Genomic DNA, 24,633 nt, shown 5'->3' with positions numbered 1-24,633 from the left:
CGAGCCCTACTCGGCGGACTACGTGTTCTTACGCAAGAGCTAAGGTACACGCTTCGTCATTGCGAGGAGCCGTTGCGACGAAGCAATCCAGTTTTTCGGAGCTTGGGATTTCTGGATTGCTTCGCTTCGCTCGCAATGACGGAGAACGATCAGCCGCCCATCGCTGCTTCGATCGCCGCCAGCGCCTCGCCCGCCTTCGCGCCGTCCGGACCACCGGCCTGCGCCATGTCGGGCTTGCCGCCGCCGCCCTTGCCGCCGAGCACTTCGGAGGCTTTTCGCACGAGGTCAACCGCCGAGAAACGCGTCACCAGATCCGACGTCACGCCGACCACGACACTGGCCTTGCCATCCTCGCTGGTGGCGATCAGCGCCACCACGCCGGAGCCAAGTTCCTTCTTACCCTGATCGACCAGGCTCTTGAGATCCTTGATCTCGATCCCCTCCACCGCGCGCGCCATCAGCTTGACGCCGGAGACCTCGCGCACGCCGACCGGACCCGCATCGGCCGCGCCTGCCGCAGCACCGCCGCCCATCGCGAGACGCTTGCGCGCTTCCGAGAGATCGCGCTCGAGCTTCTTGCGCTCTTCCATCAACGCCGCGATGCGCGCCGGCATGTCTTCCAGCGTGGTGCGGAGTTCACCGGCCGCGGTCTTGGCGAGCTGCATCGTCTCGTTGGCATGATGGCGGGCGTGGTTGCCGGTCAGCGCCTCGATACGGCGCACGCCGGACGACACCGCGCTTTCCGATGTGACCGAGATCATACCGATGTCGCCGGTGCGGCGCACATGGGTGCCGCCGCACAGTTCGACCGACCAGCCAAGCGCGTTACTGCCGCTCTCGCGCGCCGTCTTGCCCATCGACACGACGCGAACCTCGTCGCCGTACTTCTCGCCGAACAGCGCACGCGCACCGGCATCGCGGGCGTCATCGACGCCCATCAGCCGGGTGGTGACTTCGTCGTTCTCCAGCACGATGTCGTTGGCGATGTCCTCGACGCGGCGCAGTTCGTCCGCGGTGATCGGCTTCTGATGCACGAAGTCGAAGCGCAGGCGATCCGGCGCGACCAACGAGCCGCGTTGGGCGATGTGATCGCCGAGCACCTGGCGCAGCGCCTCGTGCAGCAGATGGGTCGCAGAGTGATGCGCGCGGATCGACGAGCGCCTGGCGTGATCGACGTTCAGCGCCAGCGGTGCGCCGAGCTTCAGCGTGCCCTCTTCCACCGTGCCGATATGCACGAACAGGTCGCCGGCGCGCTTCTGGGTTTCGGTGACGCGGAAAGTCACGCCGTCGCCGGTGATCACGCCGGTATCGCCGACCTGGCCACCGGACTCCGCATAGAACGGCGTCTGGTTGAAGACGATAGCGCCGGACTCGCCGGTCTTCAGCACGGATACTTCGGCGCCGTCCTTGACCAGCGCGCCGACCACGCCTTCGGCGGTCTCGGTCTCGTAGCCGAGGAATTCCGTGGCACCGAGCTTTTCGCGCAGCTCGAACCAGACCGCCTCAGTCGCGGTCTCGCCGGACGAGAAGCGCGCCGCGCGCGCCTTGGCCTTCTGCTTCTCCATCGCGTCGGTGAACGACGCGATGTCCACCGAGATGCCGCGGTTGCGCAGCGCATCCTGCGTCAGATCAAGCGGGAAGCCGAAAGTATCATACAGCGTGAACGCCGTCTCACCGTCGAACATGTCGCCCTTTTTAAGGGTCGCGCTCTTGTCGTCGAGAATGCCGAGGCCGCGGTCCAGCGTCTTGCGGAAGCGGGTTTCTTCCAGACGCAGCGTCTCTTCGATGAGCGATTCCGCGCGCACCAGTTCGGGATAGGCCTGGCCCATCTCGCGGACCAGAGCCCAAACCAGCCGCCACATCAGCGGCTCCTTGGCGCCGAGCAACTGCCCGTGGCGCATGGCGCGGCGCATGATCCGGCGCAGCACGTAGCCGCGGCCTTCATTCGACGGCAGCACGCCGTCCGCAATCAGGAATGAGGATGCGCGCAGGTGGTCGGCGATGACGCGCAGCGACGCCTTCATCGGGCCGTGCGGGTCGGCGCCGGTCAGTTCGGCGATGGCGCGGATCAGCGAGACGAACAGGTCGATGTCGTAATTGTCGTGCTTGCCCTGCAGCACCGCGGCGACGCGTTCCAACCCCATGCCGGTGTCGATCGACGGCTTCGGCAGCGAGATGCGGTTGCCCGGCGCGAGCTGGTCGAACTGCATGAAAACGAGATTCCAGATCTCGATGAAGCGGTCGCCGTCTTCATCAAGCGAGCCGGGAGGGCCGCCGGGAATCTTGTCGCCATGGTCGAAGAAGATTTCCGAACACGGGCCGCACGGGCCGGTGTCGCCCATCTGCCAGAAATTGTCGGAGGTCGGGATCCGAATAATCTTGGAATCCGGCAGGCCGATCTTCTTCCACAGGTTGAACGCTTCGTCGTCCTCGGAATAGACGGTGACCAGCAGGCGGTCCTTGGCGAGGCCGTATTCCTTGGTGATCAGGTTCCAGGCCAGCTCGATGGCGCGTTCCTTGAAGTAATCGCCGAACGAAAAATTGCCGAGCATCTCGAAGAAGGTGTGGTGCCGCGCGGTGTAGCCGACGTTGTCGAGGTCGTTGTGCTTGCCGCCGGCGCGGACGCATTTTTGCGAGGTGGTGGCGCGCTGGTAGGGACGCTTTTCCAGTCCGGTGAAAACGTTCTTGAACTGCACCATGCCGGCGTTGGTAAACATCAGCGTCGGGTCGTTGCGCGGCACCAGCGGCGACGACGACACGATCTCGTGGCCGTTGGCCGCAAAGTAATTCAGAAATGCCGACCTGATCTCGTTGACGCCGCTCATATCAGTCCCAATCGCACCAAAATCGTCCACCAGCGCCCCAAAGCGCGCCCGGAACGCCATTTCCCAGCCGAACGCTTTTAGACAAGGGGGCTGGCGCTGTCCAGAAAGCGTGCAGGGAGAACATGTAGCCAGATCATGGGCTTGCCGCGGCAGCACAGGGCCGTGGATGGCGGTCGTGGCCACGTTGACAGATTTGGGGCGGGCGTGGTTTCCTCTGGCTCGTTGAGTGACGTCACGTCGGGAGAGATCGGCCAAGTTCATCTTTGAGCGAGGCCGGCGCCGAAGGAGCAACCGCCCCGGAAACTCTCAGGCAAACGGACCGCGTGACGCGTTAGCATCTGGAAAGAGACGCGCTGAGCCCGAACGGGCCGTGGCGTCCGCCGACGGGATAATACTCTCAGGCACAGCGACAGATGGGGCTTTGGCTGGTTTTTCGGGATGGTCCCGGGGAACCGCGAGGACCCGTCAGCATGCTTGCGCCCGATATCGCTTCAACTTTGAAAAAAACCCCGCTGCATGCCCTGCACCTTGCCCGAGGTGGCAAGATGGTGCCATTCGCCGGCTACGACATGCCGGTGCAATACGCCGCCGGTGTGCTCAAGGAGCACCTGCAGACCCGCACCGGTGCCGGCCTGTTCGACGTCTCGCATATGGGCCAGATGACGTTGCGGGCAAAGTCCGGCAAGGTCGAGGACGCCGCGCTGGCGCTTGAGAGACTGGTGCCGCAGGACATCCTCGCGTTGCCGCCGGGCCGGCAGCGCTACGCCCAGTTCACCAGCGCGGCCGGCGGCATTCTCGACGACCTGATGGTGGCAAATTTCGGCGACCATTTGTTCCTGGTGGTCAACGCCGCCTGCAAGGACGCCGACGAGGCGCATCTGCGCGCGTATCTGTCCGACACCTGCGTTATCGAGACCCTGCCCGACCGCGCGCTGATCGCGCTGCAGGGGCCGAAGGCGGCCGAAATCCTGGCGGCGTTCTGCCCCGAGGCGCCCGAGATGCGCTTCATGGATGCCGGATCGCATCAGGTGCATGGCATCGCCTGCTTCGTGTCGCGCTCCGGCTATACCGGCGAGGACGGCTATGAGATTTCGGTGCCGGCCGATCGGGCCGAGGCACTGGCCGGTGCGCTGCTCGAAGCCGGCGTCGGCGCTATCGGGCTCGGCGCGCGCGATAGCCTGCGGCTCGAAGCCGGACTTTGTCTCTACGGCCACGATATCGACACCACCACCACGCCGGTGGAAGCCGGGCTGAGCTGGTCGATCCAGAAGAGCCGCCGCAGCGGCGGGGCCCGCGCCGGTGGCTTCCTCGGTGCCGAGAAAATCCTCGCGCAGCTCGATCATGGCGCGCCGCGCAAGCGCATCGGACTGCAGCCGGAAGGCCGCGCGCCGGTGCGCGAAGGCGCGTTGCTGTTTACGGACACCACCTCCACCAACTCGATCGGCAGCGTCACCTCCGGCGGGTTCGGTCCCAGCCTCGGCGGACCGCTGGCGATGGGCTACCTGCCCACTGATCACGCCGCCGATGGCACCATCGTTTTCGCCGAATTGCGCGGCCAGCGCCTGCCGATGCGCGTCTCGCCCATGCCCTTCGTCCCCCACAGCTACAAGCGTTGAGGAATTGATATGACCACCTTGTTCACCGAAGACCACGAATGGCTTGATATCGACGGCGACGTCGTCACCGTGGGGATCACCGACTACGCGCAGTCGCAGCTCGGCGACGTCGTGTTCGTCGAACTGCCGAAGGTCGGCCGCGCGCTGAAGAAGGCCGAAGCCGCCGCCGTGGTGGAATCCGTCAAGGCGGCGTCCGACGTCTACGCGCCCATCACCGGCGAAGTCGTGGAGATCAACGAGGCGCTGGCCGCCGAGCCGGCGCTGGTGAATTCCGATGCCGAAAGCAAAGCCTGGTTCTTCAAGATCAAGATAGCCGACAAGAGCGAGCTCGACGGGTTGATGGATGCTGAAGCGTACAAGACCCATACGGCGTAGTTCTCGCCGTCATGGCCGGGCTTGTCCCGGCCATCCACGATGGCGCGCGAGAACGTGGATGGCCCGGCACAGGGCCGGCCATGACGAGCTTCTAAATTATCGTTCGAGGAACAACAAATGACCCTGAGCAGCAAGCCCGCCGCCGACGTCGCCACCGATTTCGTCCGCCGCCACATCGGGCCCTCGCCGTCCGACATCGCCGCGATGCTGGAGACCGTGGGCGCAAAATCGCTGTCGGCACTGATGGGCGAGACGCTGCCCGCCTCGATCCGGCAGAGCGCGCCGCTCGATCTCGGCCGCCCGCTGAGCGAGACCGAAGCGCTGGCGCACATGACCGAGATGGCGGCGCAGAACCAGGTGTTCACCTCGCTGATCGGCCAGGGCTATTCCGGCACCATCCTGCCCGCGGTGATCCAGCGCAACATCCTGGAGAATCCGGCGTGGTACACGGCCTACACGCCGTACCAGCCCGAGATCAGCCAGGGCCGGCTGGAGGCCTTGTTCAACTTCCAGACCATGATCTGCGATCTCACCGGGCTCGACGTCGCCAATGCCTCGTTGCTCGATGAGGCCACCGCCGCCGCGGAAGCGATGGCGCTGGCCGAGCGCGCCTCGACAGCGAAAACCAAATCCTTCTTCGTCGATCATGAAGTGCATCCGCAGACGCTGGCGGTGCTGCGCACCCGCGGCGAGCCGCTGGGCTGGACGCTGGTGGTCGGTGACCCGCTCACCGAACTCGAAGGCGCCGACGTGTTCGGTGCGCTGCTGCAATATCCCGGCACGACCGGCGTGGTGCGCGATTTCCGCGCGGCTGCCGCCTCGCTGCATGCCAAGGGCGGGCTGGCGATCGTCGCCGCCGACCTGCTGGCGCTGACGCTGCTGGCCTCGCCCGGCGAACTCGGCGCCGATATCGCCATCGGTTCGGCCCAGCGCTTTGGCGTGCCGATGGGCTATGGCGGCCCGCACGCCGCCTACATGGCGGTGCGCGATGCGGTGAAGCGCCTGATGCCCGGCCGGCTCGTCGGCCTCTCCATCGATTCCCGCGGCGAGCCCGCCTATCGCCTGGCGCTGCAGACCCGCGAACAGCACATCCGCCGCGAAAAGGCGACCTCGAACATCTGCACCGCGCAGGTGCTGCTGGCAGTGATCGCCTCGATGTATGCGGTGTATCACGGCCCCGAAGGCCTCACGCACATCGCGCGCACCACGCATCGGCGCGCGCTGGTGCTGGCAGCCGGCCTGAAGAAGCTCGGCTTCGCGCCCACCAGCGACACGTTCTTCGATACCATCACGCTGAACGTCGGCGACAAGCAGAACGACATTGTCGCCCGCGCGCTGAACGAGAAGATTAACCTGCGGATCGGTAATGGCGAATTGGGGATCGCCCTCGACGAGACCACCACGGATGCGACGGTGGAAGCGCTGTGGCGCGCCTTCGGCGGCACGCTCGCTTACGCTGACATCGCGCACGGCGTGAATGACGCCCTGCCCGCGGCGCTGAAACGCAAGACGCCGTTTCTCACCAACGCGGTGTTCCACGCCCACCGCTCCGAAACCGAACTGCTGCGCTACATGCGCAAGCTCAGCGACCGCGATCTGGCGCTCGACCGCGCGATGATTCCGCTGGGCTCCTGCACCATGAAGCTTAATGCCACCACCGAGATGATCCCGCTGACCTGGCCGGGCTTCGGCAGCCTGCACCCGTTCGTGCCTGCTGAACAGGCCGCCGGCTATCATCAGCTATTCAAGACGCTGGAAAAATGGCTGTGCGACATCACCGGCTATGATGCGGTGTCGCTGCAGCCGAATTCCGGCGCGCAGGGCGAATATGCCGGTCTCCTGGCGATCCGCGGCTATCACGCCGCGCGCGGTGAAAGCCACCGCACCATCTGCCTGATCCCCTCTTCCGCGCACGGCACCAATCCGGCCTCGGCCAGCATGGTCGGCATGGATGTGGTGGTGGTCGCCTGCGACAAGCGCGGCGACGTCGATGTGAACGACCTTCGCGCCAAGGCCGAGAAGCATTCGGCCAACCTCGCCGCCATCATGATCACCTATCCCTCGACCCATGGCGTGTTCGAGGAGCACATTCGCGATATCTGCGAGATCGTCCATGGCCATGGCGGCCAGGTCTATCTCGACGGCGCCAACATGAATGCGCAGGTCGGGCTGTCGCGCCCCGGCGACTACGGCGCCGATGTCAGCCATCTCAACCTGCACAAGACGTTCTGCATTCCGCATGGCGGCGGCGGACCGGGCATGGGACCGATCGGCGTCAAGGCGCATCTCGCCTCCTTCCTGCCCGGCCATCCTGCGGCCGATGGCCACGCGGCGGTCGGTCCGGTATCGGCAGCGCCCTATGGCTCGGCGTCGATCCTGACGATCTCCTACATCTACATCCTGATGATGGGCGGCGCCGGCCTGACTTCGGCCACCGAGATCGCGATCCTCAATGCGAATTACATTGCCACGCGGCTGCATCCGCATTTCCCGGTGCTGTATCGCAATGAAAAGGGCCGCGTCGCCCATGAGTGCATCGTCGATCCCCGCGCGCTGAAGACGTCTGCGGGCGTGACGGTGGATGATATCGCCAAGCGGCTGATCGACTATGGCTTCCACGCGCCGACCATGAGTTTCCCGGTGGTGGGCACGCTGATGATCGAGCCGACGGAATCGGAATCCAAAGACGAGATCGATCGCTTCTGCGATGCGATGATCGCGATCCGGAAAGAGATCGCGGAGATCGAGAGCGGCCGGTGGAAGGTGGAAGCCTCGCCGCTGCGCCACGCGCCGCATACGGTACACGACATCGCGGATGACAGTTGGGCGCGGGCATACACCCGCGCGGAAGGCTGTTTCCCGGCCGGGACATCGCGCACCGACAAGTACTGGTGCCCGGTCGGCCGCGTCGATAACGTTTACGGTGACCGCAACCTGGTGTGCTCGTGTCCGCCGATGGAAGATTACGCGGAGGCTGCGGAGTAGTAGCGCAGGCCTCTCCCCGAGTCATCCCCGCGAACGCGGGGACCCATACCCTCCGTCTCAGAGGAAAGAACGCTGTGGAATCCACAGCGTTCTTTTAGAATCTACAGCGGTTATGGGTCCCCGCTTTCGCGGGGACGACGCGGAGAGATCGGAGCCGTGCCGCTGACTTCGAATCAGCGACGCCATATCCCGACTTCAGCCTTAGGCCGCCGCGGCCAGATTAACGGCGGTCTCCGCCAGTTTCGTCAGCGACTCGTCGGTGGTCTTTTCCTGCTTCAGCGTCTCGTCAAGCAAGCGCACCGCGTCCTTCATGCCGAGTTCGTTGGCCCAGGTCTTCAGCGTGCCGTAGCGCGAGATCTCATAGTGTTCCACGGCCTGCGCCGCGGCGAGCAGTCCGGCGTCCAGCGCGTTGGTGCCCTTGTACTCGTCCATGATTTCCTTGCCCTCGTCGAGGATGCCCATGATGGCATCGCAGGTCTTGCCGCGCGCCGGCTTGCCGAGCAATTCGAAAATCTGCTCGAGGCGTTCGACCTGACCTTCGGTTTCGCCTCCATGCTTCTCGAACGCGGCGCGCAGCTTGTCGGAAGTGGCGGCCTTCGCCATCTTCGGCAGCGCCTTCAGGATCTGCTTCTCGGCGAAGTAGATGTCCTTGAGCGTATCGAGAAAGAGGTCGTTGAGGTCTTTATCCTTGGTAGCCATGACACACTCCGTTGAAGGTAGGGGTTGTTTCCCGCTCCTCCAACGTGATGTGCCAAACCTTGTTCCCGGTCTTGTGATAGCAACCGGAAATATCGACTCCGCAGAGTCGCCGCACGGACAGATGCGCTGGTTCTCAGGCCGCCAGCGTGGTCTCCACGAGCTTCACCCAGTAGGACGTGCCGAACACGATGGCGTCGTCGTTGAAGTTATAGGCGGGGTGATGCAGTCCGGCGCTGTCGCCGTTGCCGCAGAAAATGAAAGCGCCGGGACGCGCTTCCAGCATATAGGCAAAATCCTCGGCCCCCATGATCGGGATCATGTCGGTGTTGACGTTGGTCGCGCCTGCGATCTCGCCGGCGACGCGTACCGCCAGTTCGGTCTGCGCGGGGTGGTTGACCACGACCGGGTAGCCGCGGTCGTAATCGAGCGTGATCTTGGCGCCGGTCTGCTGGGCGACACCGGCGCAGACCTCGTTCATGCGCTTCTCCATCAGGTCGCGCACCTCGGCCTTCAGCGAGCGTACGGTGCCCTTCAATTCGGCGGAGGCCGGGATGACATTGCTGGCGTGGCCGGCATGGAACTCGCACATCGACAGCACCGCGGATTCCAGCGGATTGACGGAGCGCGACACGATTCCCTGCAGCGCCACCACCAGTTGCGACCCGGCCAGGACCGGATCGATGGTTTTGTGCGGATAAGCGGCGTGGCCGCCGACGCCTTCGATCTGGATGCTGATGCGGTCCATCGCCGCCATGATCGGGCCCTGCCGGATCGCGAACGAGCCGACCGGGATGCCGGGGCCGTTGTGCATGCCGTAGACCTGCTCGATCTTGAAGCGATCCATCAGGCCGTCATTGATCATGGCGAGCGCGCCGGCGCCGCCCTCCTCGGCCGGCTGGAAAATCACCACGGCGTCGCCAGCGAAATTGCGGGTCTCGGCGAGATATTGCGCGGCGCCGAGCAGCATCGCGGTGTGGCCGTCATGGCCGCAGGCGTGCATCTTACCGGGGGTTTTCGAGGCATATGGCAGGTTGGTCGCCTCTTCGATGGGCAGCGCGTCCATGTCGGCGCGCAGGCCGATCACGCCGCCGTTGCCGCCCGGCTTGCGGCCCTTGATGACGCCGACCACGCCGGTCTGCCCCAGCCCTGTCGCAACCTCGTCGCAACCGAACGCGCGCAACTGTTCCGCCACGAAGGCCGCGGTGCGGTGCACGTCATACATCACCTCCGGATGGGCATGCAGGTCCCGGCGCCAGGCCTGAATGTCCGGTTGCAGATCGGCGACGCGATTGATGATGGGCATGGATCAGTCTCGAATGGTGGGGAATGGTGGATGGATGGTGGCTTCTGTCTAGCACGCCGCGTGCCAGCCGCCCAACCGGGCGGCCATGGCTGTACAGCGCGCCGCCGCGCCGCTAGAGCGTTGCGGCGCGGCGTTGAGACCGCGAATAAGGCGGTGGAACGATGGCGACACGGCTCGAGGGGGATTTCGACTATATCGTGGTGGGCGCCGGCACTGCGGGCTGCATCGTCGCCAACCGGTTGTCTGCCGATTCCGGCAAGCGCGTACTGCTGCTGGAAGCCGGCGGCAATGACAACTGGATCTGGTTTCACATCCCGGTCGGCTACCTGTTCGCGATCGGCAATCCGCGTTCCGACTGGATGTTCCGCACCGAACCGGAGCCCGGCCTCAACGGTCGTTCACTGGCCTACCCGCGCGGCAAGGTGATCGGCGGCTCCTCGGCCATCAACGCCATGATCTCGATGCGCGGCCAGGCCGCCGACTACGACCACTGGCGCCAGCTCGGCCTAGCCGGCTGGGGCTATGACGACGTGCTGCCGGCCTTCAAGAACCTGGAAGATCATTTCCTCGGCGCCAGCGAGCATCACGGCAGCAGCGGCGGCTGGCGCATCGAGGCGCCACGGCTGTCGTGGCCGGTGCTCGACGCGGTCGGCGATGCCGCCGCCGAAATGGGCATCCGCCGGACCGATGATTTCAACACCGGCGACAACGAGGGCATCGGCTATTTCCACGTCAACCAGAAGCGCGGCCGGCGCTGGTCGTCCGCGCGCGGCTTTCTGAAGCCGGTGCTGCACCGCGCCAACCTGCGGCTCGAAACCAACGTGATGGTCGATCGCCTGATCATCGAGCAAGGCCGCGCCGTCGGCGTGCGCTTTTCGCAGAACGGTGAGGTTGTCGAAGCGCGCGCTAGGGGGGAAGTCGTGCTGTGCGCCGGCGCCATCGGCTCGCCGCATCTGCTGCAGCGTTCCGGCATCGGTCCGGCGGAGTGGCTGGCGCAGGCCGGCATCGACGTCACGCTGGACCGCCCGGGCGTCGGCCGCAACCTGCAGGACCACCTGCAGCAGCGCGCGATCTATAAGGTGTCCGGCGTGCGCACGCTGAACGAGACCTATCACTCGCTACTGCGGCGGGGCTGGATGGGAATCGACTACGCATTGCGCCGCAGGGGGCCGCTGACCATGGCGCCGTCGCAACTGGGCATCTTCACCCGCTCGGACCCGCATCGCGAACGCGCCAACATCCAGTTTCACGTGCAGCCGCTGTCGCTCGACAAGTTCGGCGATCCGCTGCACCGCTTCCCGGCCATCACCGTCAGCGCCTGCAACCTGCAGCCGACCTCGCGCGGCACGATCCGCACACGCTCAGGAAAGCCGGAGGAAGCCCCCGAAATCGCGCCGCATTATCTATCCACCGATGAGGACCGCCAGGTTGCCGCCGATGCGATCCGCACCACGCGAAAACTGATGCAGCAGCAGGCGCTGGCCGCCTATCACCCGGAGGAATATTTGCCGGGGCCATCGGTCGGCGACGACGCGGTGTCGCTCGCGAAGGCGGCCGGCGATATCGGCACCACGATTTTCCATCCGGTCGGTACGGCCAAGATGGGCACGGCCTCCGACCCGATGGCGGTGGTCGATGAGCGGCTGCGATTTTACGGAATTGCCGGGCTACGCGTCGTCGATGCCTCGGTGATGCCGACCATCACGTCGGGCAATACCAACACGCCCACCGCGATGATCGCGGAAAAGGGCGCATCGATGATCATCACGGATTCGCGATAAGCGCCAAATCCGGGAATAAACCGCCGCTTGGCCCGATCCAGTCCCCGTCACCCAATGCAGGGTGCAGGGAGATTGCGATGAGTGCATTCGATCACGACCATCATGACGACGACCCCCGCCTGAGCCGCCGCAAGGTGCTGGAGTGCATGACCTGGGCCGGCACCGGCGTGCTGTGGACCATTTCCGGCGGCGTGCCGCGTTCGCTGGGCCTGGTCGGTTCGGCCCAGGCGGCAGAGCCCGCCGGGCTGACCTTCCTGCAGATCAGCGACAGCCATGTCGGCTTCGACAAGCCCGCCAATCCCAATGCGCTGGGGACGCTGGAAGAGGCGATCGGCCGCATCAAGGCGATCCCGGTCAAGCCGTCCTTCATGATCCATACCGGCGATATCAGCCATCTCTCGAAGGCCTCCGAATTCGACGATGCCGACCGCATCATCTCGCAGGCCCGGCTCGACGTGCATTATGTGCCCGGCGAACACGACATGATCGACGAGGAAGTGAAGCTCTACAGGGAGCGCTACGGCCGCGGCAGCAAGGGCGCCGGCTGGTACTCCTTCGACGCCAGCGGCGTGCACTTCATCGGCCTCGTCAACGTGGTCGACCTCAAGGCCGGTGGACTCGGCAATCTCGGCGCCGAACAGTTGGCCTGGCTGGAGGACGATCTGCGCGGCCGCTCGAAATCGATGCCGATCGTGGTGTTCGCGCATATCCCGCTGTGGTCGGTGTATCCGACCTGGGGCTGGGGCACCGAAGATGGCGCCCGCGCACTGGATATGATGAAGGGATTTGGTTCGGTCACCGTGCTGAACGGTCATATCCACCAGGTGATGCAGAAGGTCGAGGGCAACGTCACCTTTCACACCGCGCGCTCCACCGCGTTTCCGCAGCCAGCGCCGGGCACCGCGCCCTCACCCGGCCCGATGAAGGTCGCGGACGACAAGTTGCGCACGCTGCTCGGCACCGCCAGCATCGTGTTCAAGCCAGGTACCGAGAGCCTCGCCATCATCGACACCCCGTTGCAGGGCTGAGGACACCACTCATGATGTTGAACTCCCTGCGCACGATCGGCGTCCGGCTCGCCATGGCGGCAGTGATGGCGTCACAGATCACGGCGGCGCGCTGCGAAGACGTCACCGTGACGATCGACAATTTCACGTTCTCGCCGGCCGAACTGAAGGTCAAGGTGGGCACCACCGTGACCTGGAAAAACCAGGACGACATCCCGCATACCGTGGTCTCGGCCGGCAAGTTCAAGTCAAAGGCGCTCGATACCGACGACAGCTTTGCGTTCACCTTCACGGCAGCGGGCGACTACAAATATTTTTGCTCGCTGCATCCGCACATGACGGGGATGATCAAGGTTGAGTAGCGACCGAAACCAAGGCATCACAGCGATGTCCGGCAGTTGGCCCGCCAGCCGCCGGACGTCGGTCACCAGAGGCTCGTCGATGCCGTCGCATGCGCCAGACGAAGATCCCGAGAGGACGCGGCGGTTTCGCGACGCCGCGCTGCCCTATCTCGATGACGTCTACACGCTGGCGCGCTACCTGCTGCGCGACCAAAGCGATGCCGAGGACGCCGTACAGGAATGCTACCTGCGCGCGCTGAAGCATTTCGACAGCTACCGCGGCGCGGCGATGAAGCCATGGCTGTTTTCGATTCTGCGCAATGTCTGCCACGCCGAGTTTGCACGTCGTGTGAATTCACCCGTTTCAACAATCGACGATTCCGCAGGCCAGGCGGATGACGTTGCTCCGATCTGGCACGAGACCCAGGCGTCGCCCGAGGCCCAGTTGCTGCAGCGACGCGATGCCACGGCGATCCGGCGCCTGGTCGATGCCCTCGCCGAGCCGTTCCGGGAAACCCTCGTGCTGCGTGAAATCCAGAACCTGTCCTACCGCGAGATCGCCGAGATCGTCGGTGCGCCCGTAGGCACCGTGATGTCGCGCCTGGCGCGGGCGCGGGCCATGCTGCGGGCCGCGTGGATGGCCGAAGAGGAGCATTCGAAATGACCTGCGACGAGGCGGAAATCCTGCTGCACGCGTTGCTCGACGGCGAACTCGACGCCGGCCATGCCCGCGAGGTCGAGGAGCATATCGCGGGCTGCCCGCGCTGCGCCGCGCTGCTGAAGGACTATCGCGCAATGGGCCAGGCGATGGCCGACAGCGACCTTCACTTCACCGCGCCGGCGCATCTGCGGCAGCGTGTCGAGGCGGCTTTGCCGTCCACCCATACGCCCAGCCGGCGTGCCGTGTTGAAAGGTTTCGCGATGGGGTCGGCGGTTTCGGCGCTGGCCGCCACTGGCGTTGTCGCGATCGTGCTGCGTCGTGCCGATGAGCAGCGCATCATGTCTGACGTCGTCTCGGCGCACCTGCGCTCGCTGCAGGCGGGACACCTGACCGACGTGCTGTCGACCGATCAGCACACGGTAAAGCCGTGGTTCAACGGCCGGCTCGACGTGGCGCCGCCGGTGGTCGATCTGACGGCGCAGGGCTTCACGCTGATCGGCGGGCGGCTCGACACCATCGATGGGCGCGCCATCGGCGCCATCGTCTACCGGCGCCGCACCCACGTGATCAATCTGTTCGTCGCCCAGACGGCCAATGTCGAGCCACGTACAGCCACCATCGAGACGGTGCAGGGCTTCAACATCCGGCGCTGGAGCGCGCGCGGGCTGAGCTACTGGGCGGTCAGCGATCTCAGCGCGGACGAGCTCGCCGACTTCGGCAACAAATTCGAGACCGCGATGCGGGTGGGCTGACGCCTCAGGCCGATTTCCGAACGGCGTTATCGACCAGCGTCTTGCCGAGCGACCAGATCGCGCCGGGGACGCGGTGGCTGTCGGCGATCACGGTGCGGAACGAGTTCTCGATCCACTTGCCGTCTTCTTCGGTGATCGTCAGCGGCGGCAGCAGCTTGATGGTGTGGCTGCCGTGGCCCGAAACCTGGGTCAGGATCTTCTGTTCCTTGAACAGCGGCACGGTGATCAGCTGGCAGAACAGACCCTTGTTGGCCGATTCCAGAATGTTCCAGGAGGCCTTCAGGCGCAGCGATTTCGGCGGGCCGAATTCGATGCCGATCATCAGGCCCTTGCCGCGGACTTCCTTGAGCAGCTCGAAGCCGGGAATCATGCTCTTCAGCGCAAGCTGAATCTCCGCGCCGCGCCTGGCGGAATTCTCCACCAGCTTCTCGTGCTTCATTACCTCGAGCGTGGCGATTCCCGCGGCCATGGCCAGATCGTTCTTGCCGAACGTCGATCCATGCACCAGCGAGCGATCCATGCGGTTGAAAATCTTGTCGAAGATGCTCTTGCGGGTCAGCAGCGCGCCGACCGGCACGTGGCCGCCGGACAGCGCCTTGGCGATCAGCACCATGTCCGGCTCGACATTCCAGTGTTCAACCGCCAGGAACTTCCCGGTGCGGCCAAGGCCGGTCTGGATTTCGTCGGCAATGAACAGCGTGCCGTATTTGCGGCACAACGCCGCCGCGCCCGGCAGGAAGTCGTCGGAGGGAATATTGACGCCCTTGCCCTGGATCGGCTCGACGATGAAGGCGGCGACCTGCCGGGTGGAAAGCGCCTTTTCGAGCGCCGCGAGGTCGTCGAACGGAACCGAGTTGCAGCCCGGCAGCAGCGAGCCGAAGCCGCCGCGGAAATTCGAATCGTCGGTCAGCGACAGCGCGCCGTACGACAGGCCATGATAGGCGTGGTCGCAATACAGGATCTCGTTGCGCCCGGTGGCATTGCGGGCAAATTTCATCGCCGCTTCGACGGTTTCGGCACCGGAATTGGCAAAAAACACCTTGTCCAGATAGGGAACGTGCTCCAACAGCCGCTCGGCCAAAATGCCGGCGAGCGTGGACACATCCATCTGCACCAGATTGGCCATGTCGGCGTCGAGGACGCTCTTCAGCGCGGTCCGCAATACCGGATGGTTCCGGCCAATCGCAAAAACGCCAAATCCGCTTAGTAGATCGAGGTAGCGGGCGCCGTCGCGGTCGAACAGATACTGTCCGACACCGCGCTGGAAGCCCACGTCGTAACCAATGGTCTTGAGAACTCGAACGAGTTGTTCGTTGAGATGACGGGTATGCATCGCACCGCGCTGCGCCTGCCGTTCAACAAACATCTCGGAAACGTCTAGATTCGGATATAGCATGAGATACTTACGTCGGTTGATGGTCGCTTCGTCAACTGGAAACCTTCAATGCGGCGATTTGACATTGCCGCATATCACTACTTGAGCATAGGTCCTAAGCATGTTGCAGCGCGCAAGCATTACCACGCGAAATCTTATTTATTGCGGAATTGTCGTTTCGGCAGGAGCAATTTTGGGAGGCGCGACGCCCGCTTTTGCGGCAGACCCGACGGGCGACTGGAAGGTCGCCGATGCAGTAGCTAATATCCGCGTCGCCGAATGCAACGGCAGCATGTGGGGTGCCGTGGTGTGGGAGAAGACCCCGGGCGGCCTCGACAAGAACAATCCCGACGTCTCGAAGCGGACCCGGCCCACCCTGGGCATGCCGATTCTGATCGATATGAAGAAGGATGCCAAGGGCGAGAAGTGGGCCGGTCAGGTCTACAACGCCAAGGACGGCAAGATGTACAAATCGACCATCGCGCTTGGCGATACGCCGGACGAGTTGGAAATCCAGGGCTGCGTGCTCGGCTTCCTGTGCGGCGGCGAGACCTGGACCCGGGTCGGGCCGCCGATTCCATCAAGCCCGTCCAACAGCCTCGCCAAGGGCCCTGCGGCGGTACCGGCAAAACCCGGTATTGTCGCACGCCTCACCGGGACAGCGCCGAAGACCGCTCCCGGCAGCGCTCCGACGCAGACGTCGGCTCCGGTTGCTGCCCCGGCGCCCGCCCCTCCTGCAGGCGCGCCTAAGGCTGCCGCAGCTCCCAAGGCGCCCGCCCCGGGCGGTCAGAAGATGGCAGCCGGCGCACAGCCCGCCGCCGATCCGGTCGGCGATATCTGCCTGCTCCCTGAGATCGCGCGCCCCGTCCCCGCGCACTAAATCGAAGGACGCCCTCGGCAACGCGACGCCGGTCTACTCCCCGGCCTCGCGCGGTTTGCCCATCAAAGCGGGCTGGAACAGCAGCACCGCCGCCAGCGTCACCACGAAGGACAACGCGAGCAACTTGCCCATGCTCGCGGTGCCCGGGTGGTTCGACAGCCACAGGCTGCCGAAGGCGGTGGCGGTGGTCAGCGCGCTGAAGAAGATCGCCCGGGTCAGCGCCGACTGCAGCAGGTTGGTATGGCCGGCGCGCCACGCCGTCACATAATAGATCTTGAACGCCACGCCGACGCCGAGCAGCAGCGGCAGCGCGATGATGTTGGCAAAGTTCAGCGGCAGACCGATCAGCACGCAGATCTCCAGCGTCACCGTGCCCGCAACCAGCAAGGGGACGATGGTCAGCAGCACGTCGCTGACGCGGCGCAAGGCCAGCCACAGCAGCAGCGAGATCGACAGCAGTGCCCAGATTCCGGCATGGATGAAGGCGGTGACGATGGTGTCGCCCGACTTCAGGATCGAGATCGGCCCACCCACCGCCAGCGGCTCCGACGCCAGCACGGCGCCGGCGAACTTGCGCAGCGTATCGTTGTCGTTCGGGTCGCCCTTCGGCTGCACTTCGACGCGAATCTGGCCGTCCTTGGTCTTCCACGAATTGACCATATCCGGCGGCAACGTCTGCAGGCTGACCGGCGCCGCCTGCAGCAGGTTACGCAGCTGGGCAAAGGCGATCTGCAGCGGCACCACGAAGGTCGCCTGCACCTTGTCGCGTACCGGCTGACTGGCCTCGGCGGTCTTCTGCAGCGCGTCGGCGAGACGCTTGGCAGAGACCGCGCCTGGCCCCGTCTGAGTCCCGGCGATCTTGCGCAGGCTCGCAGCGGAGTCCTTCAACGAGGTCACGTTCTCCGCATCGGTCGGTGCCTGATCGACCGAATCGGGGTTGAGCGCGGGTCCGAGAATTTTCGCGCCATCCTGGATCAGCTTCAATTTGGCCGGCTGATCCTCGGGCACGAAGCTGTCGAGCGAGATCGTGCGCGCGACTTCCGGAACCTTGGCCAGGCGCTCTTCGACCTGTTTGGCGGCGGCTTCGTTGGGCGCCATCACATTGACGGCGTTGGCGCCGGTGTTGGGATCCTTGCGCAGATCCAGGAAGGTCGCGATCGACTCCACCTTCGGATTGCGCAGGTTGATCGGATTGAAATCGAATTTGAGGAAATACAGCAGCGGCAGACCGGCGATGGTCAGCGCCAACGTTCCGCCGATGATCCAGTAGCGCTGATCCTCGAGGAAGTGATCCAGCGGTGCCAGGAAGGCATAGCCCAGTGCTTCCTTCTCGCCGGCGGGATTGAGCAGGTCGAGCAGCGCCGGCAGCACGGTGATGCTGGTGAAGAACGCGATCATCATGCCGGCGCCGGCGATCTTGCCCAGTTCGGAGACCCCCTTGTAATCGGTGGGCAAGAACGACAAGAAGCCGGCTGCGGTGGCCAGCGCGGCCAGCGACAGCGGGATTGCCGAATATTCGGCGGCCTTGATCAGCGAGGCCCGCAGGTCGCCGCTCTTGTAGCGCTCCGAGCGATAACGCACGCTGAACTGAATGCCGAAATCGACGCCGAGGCCGACGAACAGTACCGCGAAGGCGATCGACAGCAGGTTCATCGACCCCACCATCATCAGGCCGACCGCCGTCGTGATGATCAGACCTACGAACAGGGTGACGAAGACCGCGAAGATGATCTTGGCGGAGTGCAGCGCCATCCACAGGATCAGCAGCACGATCAGGACCGTCACGATGCCGTTGACCGCTGCCCCATCCGCTACCGTGGCGAACTCCTCGTTGGCGATCGGCACCGGTCCGGTGAGCCGGACCCGGGCGCCATATTCGCCGGCGATGTTCAGATCGACGGCCGCCTGGCGGATCGCGTCGGTGGCGGTCTTGCCGGGTTCCAGCGCCTGGAAGTCGAGGATCGGCTTGATCTCGAGGAAGCCGCGTCGGTCGGTATCGGTCAGCGGGGTGTCGCCAACCAGCCCGCGCCAGGAGAATGTTCCGGTGCCGGTCTTGAGCACGTTTTCGATGGTCTCGGCGACCGTGCCGAAGGTCTTGGCGGTGCTGTCGAGCGGCAACTGGCCGCGGCGGACGCCGGTCAGGCCGGTTTCGAGCGCGCCGGTCAGGCCGCGCAGGCTGGGATCGCCGGCCATGATCTCAATCAGGGGCGCTCCCGCCTGGAACTGGCCGGTCATCTGCGCGACTTCGGCAGTCGGCAGGAACAGCAGGCCGTTCTTCTCGAAGAACTCGCCCGCGCCAAGCCGGCGAACCGAGTCGAAGTCCTTCTTGTTGGGCGCCAATTTGGCTTCCAGCGCGTTGGCCGCGGCATTCGCGAATTCCGGCGTCGGCGCCTCCACCACGGCCAGGATCAAGCGTTCCTGGTCGAACGCCTTGTCAAAGGCGATGTCGCGCTTGCGCCAGTCCAGATCCGGCGAGATCAGCTTGTTGATGTCGGTGTTGATGCCGAAATTCTTGGCGGTGTAATAGCCCGATCCGATCGCCAGCAGCAGCGCAATCACGACCGTCTGATACGGAAACCGGGTGCAAGCTTTCACAATGGAAACGACGAAACTGGTCAGCACACTTTTTCTTTCTATTCAGACGGGGCGCGCGAAGACGGTGGTTCCCCACCCATTCTATTTCAGTCGAATCATGTCTTCTTCAAAACTGCGAAGAAATGGCATAAAACATGCTCCGTAGAGCCTGATATACGTGGTTCGAGGGGCGTTAAAGTGACGAACAGGTGAGGTTTCTCGGCGTTGTTTGGCCCAGTTTCAATATACCGTAAATTGTATTGACCTTGGCATTCCACGTCGCAAAGCGCTCATACGCGCTTGATTGCACACTGAGTGATTTTTGTCACACAGAACCGGCCAAATACCGCAGCGGGCTGGATATGTCCCTGACAATGGTACAGATTTAATGACTAGTCGGAATCGTAGAGGACTTATTGAACAGGACTCAGTGCACCGTGCCTAGTCAGCGTCCCCTGGAAGTGCTTCTGGCCCAGCCGCGCGGCTTCTGCGCCGGCGTGGTCCGCGCCATCGAGATCGTTGAGCGCGCGCTCGATAAATACGGCGCGCCGGTCTATGTGCGGCACGAGATCGTGCACAACAAGTACGTTGTCGAAACCCTGAAAGCCAAGGGCGCGATTTTCGTCGAGGAACTTTCCGAAGTGCCGCCCGATGCCATCACGGTCTTCAGCGCCCATGGCGTCGCCAAAATCATCGAGGACGAGGCCGCCGGCCGCGGCCTGCCGGTGCTCAACGCCACCTGCCCGCTGGTCACCAAGGTGCATAACCAGGGCAAGCGCTACATGGCCCGGGGCCGCACCCTGATCCTGATCGGCCACGCCGGCCATCCCGAGGTGGTCGGTACCATGGGACAGGTGCCGGGACCGGTGCATCTGGTCCAGAACGTGGCCGATGTGGCCCGGCTGACCCTGTCCGCCGACGTACCGGTCGCCTACATCACCCAGACGACCCTGAGCGTGGATGACACACGGGACATCATTCTGGCCCTGGAACGGCGATTTAACGATATTCAGGGTCCGGACATCCGGGATATCTGCTATGCGACACAAAACCGCCAATCTGCGGTAAGAGACATGAGCAAGCTCGTGGATGTCATCCTGGTGGTCGGAGCGACCAACAGTTCGAACTCCAATAGGTTGCGCGAGATCGGCACCGAGGTCGGTGTTCCCAGTTACCTGATCGCCGACGGCAGCGAGCTAAATCCGGAATGGCTGAAGGATGCCAGAGCGGTCGGGGTCACGGCTGGTGCATCCGCGCCGGAAGTGCTCGTTGACGACGTCATTGAGGCCTTGCGGCGGATCGGACCGGTTGCGGTTTCGGTTTTGCCCGGGCGCGAAGAGAATATTGAATTCAGGCTACCCGCCGAACTGACAGAACTGTCCGCGGTTTGATCCAACTTCTTGACGACAATACGCAGAAAGAAACTTGAAATGGCAATTCCGTTTTTTAAAGAGATGAAGATCGGCGGATACCTGGTGAAGCAGAAGCTGCTGGGCCGGAAGCGTTATCCGCTGGTGCTCATGCTGGAACCGCTGTTTCGCTGCAACCTGGCCTGCGTCGGCTGCGGCAAGATCGATTACCCCAACGCCATCCTCAACCGCCGCATGTCGGCGCAGGAGTGCTGGGATGCGGCCGACGAGTGCGGCGCGCCGATGGTGGCGATCCCCGGCGGCGAGCCGCTGATCCACAAGGAGATCGGCGAGATCGTGCGCGGCCTGGTCGAGCGCAAGAAGTTCGTCTCACTCTGCACCAACGCGCTGCTGCTGGAGAAGAAGCTCGATCTGTTCACCCCGTCGCCCTACCTGTTCTTCTCGGTGCATCTCGACGGCCTCAAGGAGCACCACGACAAAGCGGTGTCGCAGGAAGGCGTGTTCGACCGCGCCATCTCCGCCATCAAGGCTGCCAAGGCCAAGGGCTTTGCCGTCAACGTCAACGCGACGATCTTCGACGGCCATGCCGCCGAGGACATCGCCAAGTTCCTGGATTACACCGTGGAGCTCGGCGTCGGTGTCTCGATGTCGCCCGGCTATGCCTATGAGCGCGCGCCCGATCAGGAGCACTTCCTGAACCGCACCAAGACCAAGAAGCTGTTCCGCGACGTCTTCGCCCTCGGCAAGGGCAAGAAGTGGAACATCATGCATTCCGGCCTGTTCCTGGACTTCCTCGCCGGCAACCAGGAATACGAGTGCAAGCCGTGGGGCATGCCGGCGCGCAACATCTTCGGCTGGCAGAAGCCCTGCTACCTGCTCGGGGAAGGCTACACCAAGACCTTCAAGGAGTTGATGGACACCACCGATTGGGAGACCTACGGCACCGGCAAGTACGAGAAGTGCGCCGACTGCATGGCGCATTGCGGTTACGAGCCGACTGCGGCGGATGCCGCGATCAGCAACCCGTTCAAGGCGATGTGGGTCGCGATGCGCGGCGTCAAGACGACCGGTCCGATGGCGCCGGAAATCGACCTCACCCAGCAGCGCCCGGCTCAGTACATCTTCTCGGCGGAAGTCCAGAAGCGCCTGTCCGACATCCGCAAGGACGAAGCCGAAGCCGCCAAGGCCAAGCTGGCACAGAAGGCCTCGACCGCGGCCTAAGCTGCGTCGGATACGAATGCGAAAGGGCGCGATGCAAGTCGCGCCCTTTTTTATTAGATGGCGCCCTCAGAATTTGCCCCGGCGTCCGGGACAAGAACGTCGTGTGTTGTGAGAAACGGGAGCTCGCCGGCTCCGACTCAGACTTCCGCGGCGACGATGCTGGTCTGGCCGAGAAAGAAGCTGCGGCAGTCGCGCAGGCTGCGCAGCGCGCGGTTGAAGTCGCGGCCGGTGGACACCAACGCGCGGATCACCAGCGGATTGCGGGCGATGCCGCGCATCACCTTGCGCAAATCGATATCGCCGTTCGGCTTGATGGCGGAGGTTGCCAGTTCCGGCAGCGCACGGCTGGCCGGATCGCTGACCACGCGCAGCGCGGCGAACGGAAGGCCGGCCTCGGCAGCAAACGCAGCGGCGATGTGGCTTTCCATATCGACGGCGGCAGCACCCGTCCCGGAGCGCAGCGCGGCCTTGCCGACTTGCCCGGTGACGACCTTCTCCACGCCGGCGATGCCGCCGCGAAACACCTGGCGGCGCCCGACGCCCGCGCCGGCGATCAGCTCTTCGCTCAGGGCTTCGGCAGCCCGCCAGCAGGTGTCGCCGGACATCACTTCGGTGGCGACCACGACGTCGCCTGATTTCAACTGGGGATCGAGGCCGCCGGCGACGCCGAAGCTGACGACGCCGCGGATGGTAGAGGGATCGAAGCTGGCCAGCAGCACGCGCAGTTGCGCGGGATCGCTGGAGCTGCAGATGACGGTCATTCCGGGTCCGGCGGCAATCTTTGCTTCCTGAACCAATCCGGTCACGATCAGTACCGGCCGCGGGTCCATCGAAGCGCCCACGGTCTCAATCCCACCAGCCCCCAAAATCACATCCCGACCCCTACCGTCTTGCTGTTCGTGCTCTTCAAATTGCGGAACCGGGCCATCGCCCAGAGCGGGAAGAACTTCGCATAGCCATGATAACGCAAATAAAACACCCGGGGAAAGCCGGTGGCCGTGTAACGGGCCTCATCCCACAACCCTTTTTCGGTCTGTGTGTCCATCAGGTACCGCATTCCGCGAGCGACAGCGGGATTATCGACCTCGCCCGCCGCCATCAAGGCAAGCAAGGCCCATGCCGTTTGCGAGGCCGTGGTGGGAGCTGCCTGATAACCCTTGTAATCGAGTCGGTAGCTGACCGCATCCTCGCCCCAGCCGCCGTCGGCATTCTGCACCGATTCCAGCCAGGCCACGGCCTTGCGCATCATCGGGTCCTGGTGATCGATCCCGGCGGCGTTGAGGGCGCAGAGCACCGACCATGTGCCGTAGATGTAATTCAGGCCCCAGCGGCCGTACCAGGAGCCTTCGGCAAGCTGAGTGCGGCGCAGGTATTCGACGCCGTCGGCCATCGGCTTGCTGGTCTGGATGGTCTCGCCAAGCTGCGCCAGCATCGACACACAGCGCGCCGTGACATCCTCGGTCGGCGGATCGAGCAGCGCACCGTGGTCCGAGAACGGGATGTTGTTGAGGTAATATTCGAGATTATCGACGTCGAACGCCGCGAAGCCGCCGTCGCGGCTTTGCATGCCCTCGATCCACTCGCGGCCGCGGTCGATGGCGACGTCGTATTCCTTGCCGCCGGTCTGGCGCCGCGCCCGGTCCATCGCCATCACCACCACCGCGGTGTCGTCGAGATCGGGATAGTACGCGTTGTTGTATTGGAACGCCCAGCCGCCGGGCCGCAGGTCGGGCCGCTTCACCGCCCAGTCGCCCTTGACGTCCAGCACCTGCTTGGTCAGCAGCCAGTCCAGCCCCTGCTTGGCCGGACCGAACGCCTCGTCGCCGCCGGTCTCGAGCAGCGCATGCGCCGTCAGCGCGGTGTCCCACACCGGCGACACGCAAGGCTGGCAGTAGGCTTCGACCTCGCCGATCACCAGAAGCTTGTCGATTCCCCGGCGGGTGATCGCGCGCGGCGGGTAGTCGGCGGGAAACCCGAGCACCTCGTACATCATCACGGTATTGGCCATTGGCGGATAGATCGCGCCGAGACCATCTTCGCCGTTCAGGCGCTCCTCGACAAAGGCCACCGCCTTGGCGATCGCGTGCGCCCGCAGGCGCTTCGGAAAATACGGCTCGGCGACGCGCAGCAGCATGTCGATGCCGGTGAAGAACGCAAACATCGCGCGGCTCTGATGCGGCGCGCGGGCGGTGCGGCCGATGCTGCGCGGATCCTGCAGGAACAGTTCGTCGATGCCGACGCCGCTTGGATTCTGCGCGCGCGGCTTGAGCGCCGCCAGTACCATCAGTGGCACGATGGTGGTGCGCGCCCAATACGACATCTTGTTGAGATGGAACGGAAACCACAGCGGCAGCAGCATGATCTCGACCGGCAGCACCGGCACGCTGTTCCAGGTCAGCACGCCAAACATCGACAGCATGAACCGCGTGAAGACGTTGCTGTGGATGGCGCCACCGCGCGAGCGGATCGCCTCGCGGGCGCGCACCATGTGCGGAGCATCGACAGAGGCGCCCATCATCTTCAGCGCAAAATACGCCTTCACGCTGGCGCTCATGTCGAACGCACCATCCTGGACCAGCGCCCAGCCGCCATGGCTGCCCTGGGTGCGCAGCAGATAGGCGGTGATCTTGCCTTCCAACACCGCATCGACGGGCTCGCCGAGGTAGTGCCGCAGCAGGACATATTCGGACGGAATGGTGCCATCGGCCTCAAGTTCGAACACCCAGTGGCCGTCCGACTGCCGGAATCCGAGCAAGCTGTTGCGCGCCGAGCCGATGCTCTTTTCGAGCGCCGCTTTGTCGACGGTGGCCTCGGCAGTGTCTAGTAGCGTCGCGTTGGACATGTTGATGTACTCGTCGTCAAAAACAT

Annotated in this window: 18 protein-coding genes and 1 riboswitch; of the genes, 11 read left to right on the top strand and 7 right to left on the bottom strand. The window is 64.3% G+C overall.

Features of this window, described 5'->3' with window-relative positions; all coding sequences use genetic code 11:
• Nucleotides 1–149: 149 nt before the first annotated feature.
• Complete coding sequence (gene alaS, locus JWR89_RS24235) at nucleotides 150–2,825, bottom strand: alanine--tRNA ligase (RefSeq protein ID WP_299720745.1); 2,676 nt, start codon at nucleotides 2,823–2,825, stop codon at nucleotides 150–152.
• 227 nt (nucleotides 2,826–3,052) lie between these two features.
• Nucleotides 3,053–3,157, top strand: a riboswitch (glycine riboswitch).
• A gap of 138 nt (nucleotides 3,158–3,295) precedes the next feature.
• Here alaS and gcvT point away from each other — a divergent pair.
• From gcvT to gcvP, 3 genes are all read left to right on the top strand, one after another.
• Nucleotides 3,296–4,441, top strand: coding sequence for a glycine cleavage system aminomethyltransferase GcvT (gcvT, locus tag JWR89_RS24230; RefSeq protein WP_299720744.1), 1,146 nt, complete (start codon nucleotides 3,296–3,298; stop codon nucleotides 4,439–4,441).
• Nucleotides 4,442–4,450: 9 nt separating this feature from the next.
• Nucleotides 4,451–4,816 carry a glycine cleavage system protein GcvH gene (gcvH, locus tag JWR89_RS24225; RefSeq protein ID WP_299720743.1) on the top strand — a complete coding sequence of 122 codons (366 nt, stop codon included), beginning with the start codon at nucleotides 4,451–4,453 and terminating at the stop codon, nucleotides 4,814–4,816.
• Between the two features lie 117 nt (nucleotides 4,817–4,933).
• On the top strand, nucleotides 4,934–7,801 hold the full coding sequence (gene gcvP, locus JWR89_RS24220) for an aminomethyl-transferring glycine dehydrogenase (protein ID WP_299720742.1): 2,868 nt from the start codon (nucleotides 4,934–4,936) through the stop codon (nucleotides 7,799–7,801).
• A 201-nt stretch (nucleotides 7,802–8,002) separates the two neighbouring features.
• On the opposite strand, the gene JWR89_RS24215 is transcribed toward gcvP, so the two are convergent.
• Both JWR89_RS24215 and JWR89_RS24210 read right to left on the bottom strand, forming a co-directional pair.
• Complete coding sequence (locus tag JWR89_RS24215; protein WP_299720741.1) at nucleotides 8,003–8,500, bottom strand: ferritin-like domain-containing protein; 498 nt, start codon at nucleotides 8,498–8,500, stop codon at nucleotides 8,003–8,005.
• A gap of 133 nt (nucleotides 8,501–8,633) precedes the next feature.
• Nucleotides 8,634–9,803: a M20 aminoacylase family protein gene (locus JWR89_RS24210; protein ID WP_299720740.1), complete on the bottom strand. Its 1,170-nt coding sequence runs from the start codon at nucleotides 9,801–9,803 to the stop codon at nucleotides 8,634–8,636.
• A 161-nt stretch (nucleotides 9,804–9,964) separates the two neighbouring features.
• Between JWR89_RS24210 and JWR89_RS24205 the strand changes: the two genes are divergently transcribed.
• The 5 genes from JWR89_RS24205 (at nucleotide 9,965) to JWR89_RS24185 (ending at nucleotide 14,345) form a co-directional block, all read left to right on the top strand.
• Nucleotides 9,965–11,584, top strand: coding sequence for a GMC family oxidoreductase N-terminal domain-containing protein (locus JWR89_RS24205; protein ID WP_299720739.1), 1,620 nt, complete (start codon nucleotides 9,965–9,967; stop codon nucleotides 11,582–11,584).
• Nucleotides 11,585–11,661: 77 nt separating this feature from the next.
• Nucleotides 11,662–12,612 carry a metallophosphoesterase gene (locus JWR89_RS24200; RefSeq protein ID WP_299720738.1) on the top strand — a complete coding sequence of 317 codons (951 nt, stop codon included), beginning with the start codon at nucleotides 11,662–11,664 and terminating at the stop codon, nucleotides 12,610–12,612.
• A gap of 11 nt (nucleotides 12,613–12,623) precedes the next feature.
• Nucleotides 12,624–12,953, top strand: coding sequence for a cupredoxin family copper-binding protein (locus JWR89_RS24195; RefSeq protein WP_299720737.1), 330 nt, complete (start codon nucleotides 12,624–12,626; stop codon nucleotides 12,951–12,953).
• A gap of 79 nt (nucleotides 12,954–13,032) precedes the next feature.
• On the top strand, nucleotides 13,033–13,596 hold the full coding sequence (locus tag JWR89_RS24190) for a sigma-70 family RNA polymerase sigma factor (RefSeq protein ID WP_299720748.1): 564 nt from the start codon (nucleotides 13,033–13,035) through the stop codon (nucleotides 13,594–13,596).
• Nucleotides 13,593–14,345 carry an anti-sigma factor gene (locus tag JWR89_RS24185; RefSeq protein WP_299720736.1) on the top strand — a complete coding sequence of 251 codons (753 nt, stop codon included), beginning with the start codon at nucleotides 13,593–13,595 and terminating at the stop codon, nucleotides 14,343–14,345. Before JWR89_RS24190 ends, JWR89_RS24185 begins: the two co-directional genes overlap by 4 nt.
• Nucleotides 14,346–14,349: 4 nt before the next feature.
• On the opposite strand, the gene hpnO is transcribed toward JWR89_RS24185, so the two are convergent.
• Complete coding sequence (gene hpnO, locus JWR89_RS24180) at nucleotides 14,350–15,741, bottom strand: aminobacteriohopanetriol synthase HpnO (RefSeq protein WP_299720735.1); 1,392 nt, start codon at nucleotides 15,739–15,741, stop codon at nucleotides 14,350–14,352.
• A gap of 100 nt (nucleotides 15,742–15,841) precedes the next feature.
• Between hpnO and JWR89_RS24175 the strand changes: the two genes are divergently transcribed.
• A complete protein-coding gene (locus JWR89_RS24175) occupies nucleotides 15,842–16,600 on the top strand; it encodes a DUF2147 domain-containing protein (protein ID WP_299720734.1) in 759 nt (252 codons plus the stop codon).
• Between the two features lie 33 nt (nucleotides 16,601–16,633).
• Here the strand turns inward: JWR89_RS24175 and JWR89_RS24170 are convergent, their stop codons facing one another.
• A complete protein-coding gene (locus tag JWR89_RS24170; RefSeq protein WP_299720733.1) occupies nucleotides 16,634–19,222 on the bottom strand; it encodes an MMPL family transporter in 2,589 nt (862 codons plus the stop codon).
• A 389-nt stretch (nucleotides 19,223–19,611) separates the two neighbouring features.
• Between JWR89_RS24170 and ispH the strand changes: the two genes are divergently transcribed.
• Together ispH and hpnH are read left to right on the top strand one after the other, a co-directional pair.
• On the top strand, nucleotides 19,612–20,565 hold the full coding sequence (gene ispH, locus JWR89_RS24165; protein WP_299720747.1) for a 4-hydroxy-3-methylbut-2-enyl diphosphate reductase: 954 nt from the start codon (nucleotides 19,612–19,614) through the stop codon (nucleotides 20,563–20,565).
• A gap of 39 nt (nucleotides 20,566–20,604) precedes the next feature.
• Nucleotides 20,605–21,765, top strand: a complete 1,161-nt coding sequence (hpnH, locus tag JWR89_RS24160) for an adenosyl-hopene transferase HpnH (RefSeq protein ID WP_299720732.1) — start codon at nucleotides 20,605–20,607, stop codon at nucleotides 21,763–21,765.
• A 137-nt stretch (nucleotides 21,766–21,902) separates the two neighbouring features.
• Here hpnH and JWR89_RS24155 read toward each other — a convergent pair whose 3' ends face one another.
• Both JWR89_RS24155 and shc read right to left on the bottom strand, forming a co-directional pair.
• Nucleotides 21,903–22,595, bottom strand: coding sequence for a phosphorylase (locus JWR89_RS24155; RefSeq protein WP_299720746.1), 693 nt, complete (start codon nucleotides 22,593–22,595; stop codon nucleotides 21,903–21,905).
• A gap of 38 nt (nucleotides 22,596–22,633) precedes the next feature.
• On the bottom strand, nucleotides 22,634–24,607 hold the full coding sequence (gene shc / locus JWR89_RS24150) for a squalene--hopene cyclase (RefSeq protein ID WP_299720731.1): 1,974 nt from the start codon (nucleotides 24,605–24,607) through the stop codon (nucleotides 22,634–22,636).
• Nucleotides 24,608–24,633 lie beyond the last annotated feature (26 nt).

The organism is Tardiphaga sp., from assembly GCF_028290785.1.
In the GTDB taxonomy this organism is placed as follows: Bacteria; Pseudomonadota; Alphaproteobacteria; order Rhizobiales; family Xanthobacteraceae; genus Tardiphaga.
This window is presented reverse-complemented; position numbering and strand designations above follow the sequence as displayed.

Bases quoted from the DNA above. Each gene is read 5' to 3' on its own strand.
- JWR89_RS24190 (WP_299720748.1), top strand. From the start codon at position 13,033: ATGCCGTCGCATGCGCCAGACGAAGATCCCGAGAGGACGCGGCGGTTT.
- hpnH (WP_299720732.1), top strand. From the start codon at position 20,605: ATGGCAATTCCGTTTTTTAAAGAGATGAAGATCGGCGGATACCTGGTG.
- JWR89_RS24210 (WP_299720740.1), bottom strand. From the start codon at position 9,803: ATGCCCATCATCAATCGCGTCGCCGATCTGCAACCGGACATTCAGGCC.
- hpnO (WP_299720735.1), bottom strand. From the start codon at position 15,741: ATGCTATATCCGAATCTAGACGTTTCCGAGATGTTTGTTGAACGGCAG.
- shc (WP_299720731.1), bottom strand. From the start codon at position 24,607: ATGTCCAACGCGACGCTACTAGACACTGCCGAGGCCACCGTCGACAAA.
- JWR89_RS24215 (WP_299720741.1), bottom strand. From the start codon at position 8,500: ATGGCTACCAAGGATAAAGACCTCAACGACCTCTTTCTCGATACGCTC.
- gcvP (WP_299720742.1), top strand. From the start codon at position 4,934: ATGACCCTGAGCAGCAAGCCCGCCGCCGACGTCGCCACCGATTTCGTC.
- gcvT (WP_299720744.1), top strand. From the start codon at position 3,296: ATGCTTGCGCCCGATATCGCTTCAACTTTGAAAAAAACCCCGCTGCAT.
- JWR89_RS24185 (WP_299720736.1), top strand. From the start codon at position 13,593: ATGACCTGCGACGAGGCGGAAATCCTGCTGCACGCGTTGCTCGACGGC.
- alaS (WP_299720745.1), bottom strand. From the start codon at position 2,825: ATGAGCGGCGTCAACGAGATCAGGTCGGCATTTCTGAATTACTTTGCG.
- JWR89_RS24205 (WP_299720739.1), top strand. From the start codon at position 9,965: ATGGCGACACGGCTCGAGGGGGATTTCGACTATATCGTGGTGGGCGCC.
- JWR89_RS24175 (WP_299720734.1), top strand. From the start codon at position 15,842: ATGTTGCAGCGCGCAAGCATTACCACGCGAAATCTTATTTATTGCGGA.
- JWR89_RS24195 (WP_299720737.1), top strand. From the start codon at position 12,624: ATGATGTTGAACTCCCTGCGCACGATCGGCGTCCGGCTCGCCATGGCG.
- JWR89_RS24200 (WP_299720738.1), top strand. From the start codon at position 11,662: ATGAGTGCATTCGATCACGACCATCATGACGACGACCCCCGCCTGAGC.
- gcvH (WP_299720743.1), top strand. From the start codon at position 4,451: ATGACCACCTTGTTCACCGAAGACCACGAATGGCTTGATATCGACGGC.
- JWR89_RS24155 (WP_299720746.1), bottom strand. From the start codon at position 22,595: ATGGACCCGCGGCCGGTACTGATCGTGACCGGATTGGTTCAGGAAGCA.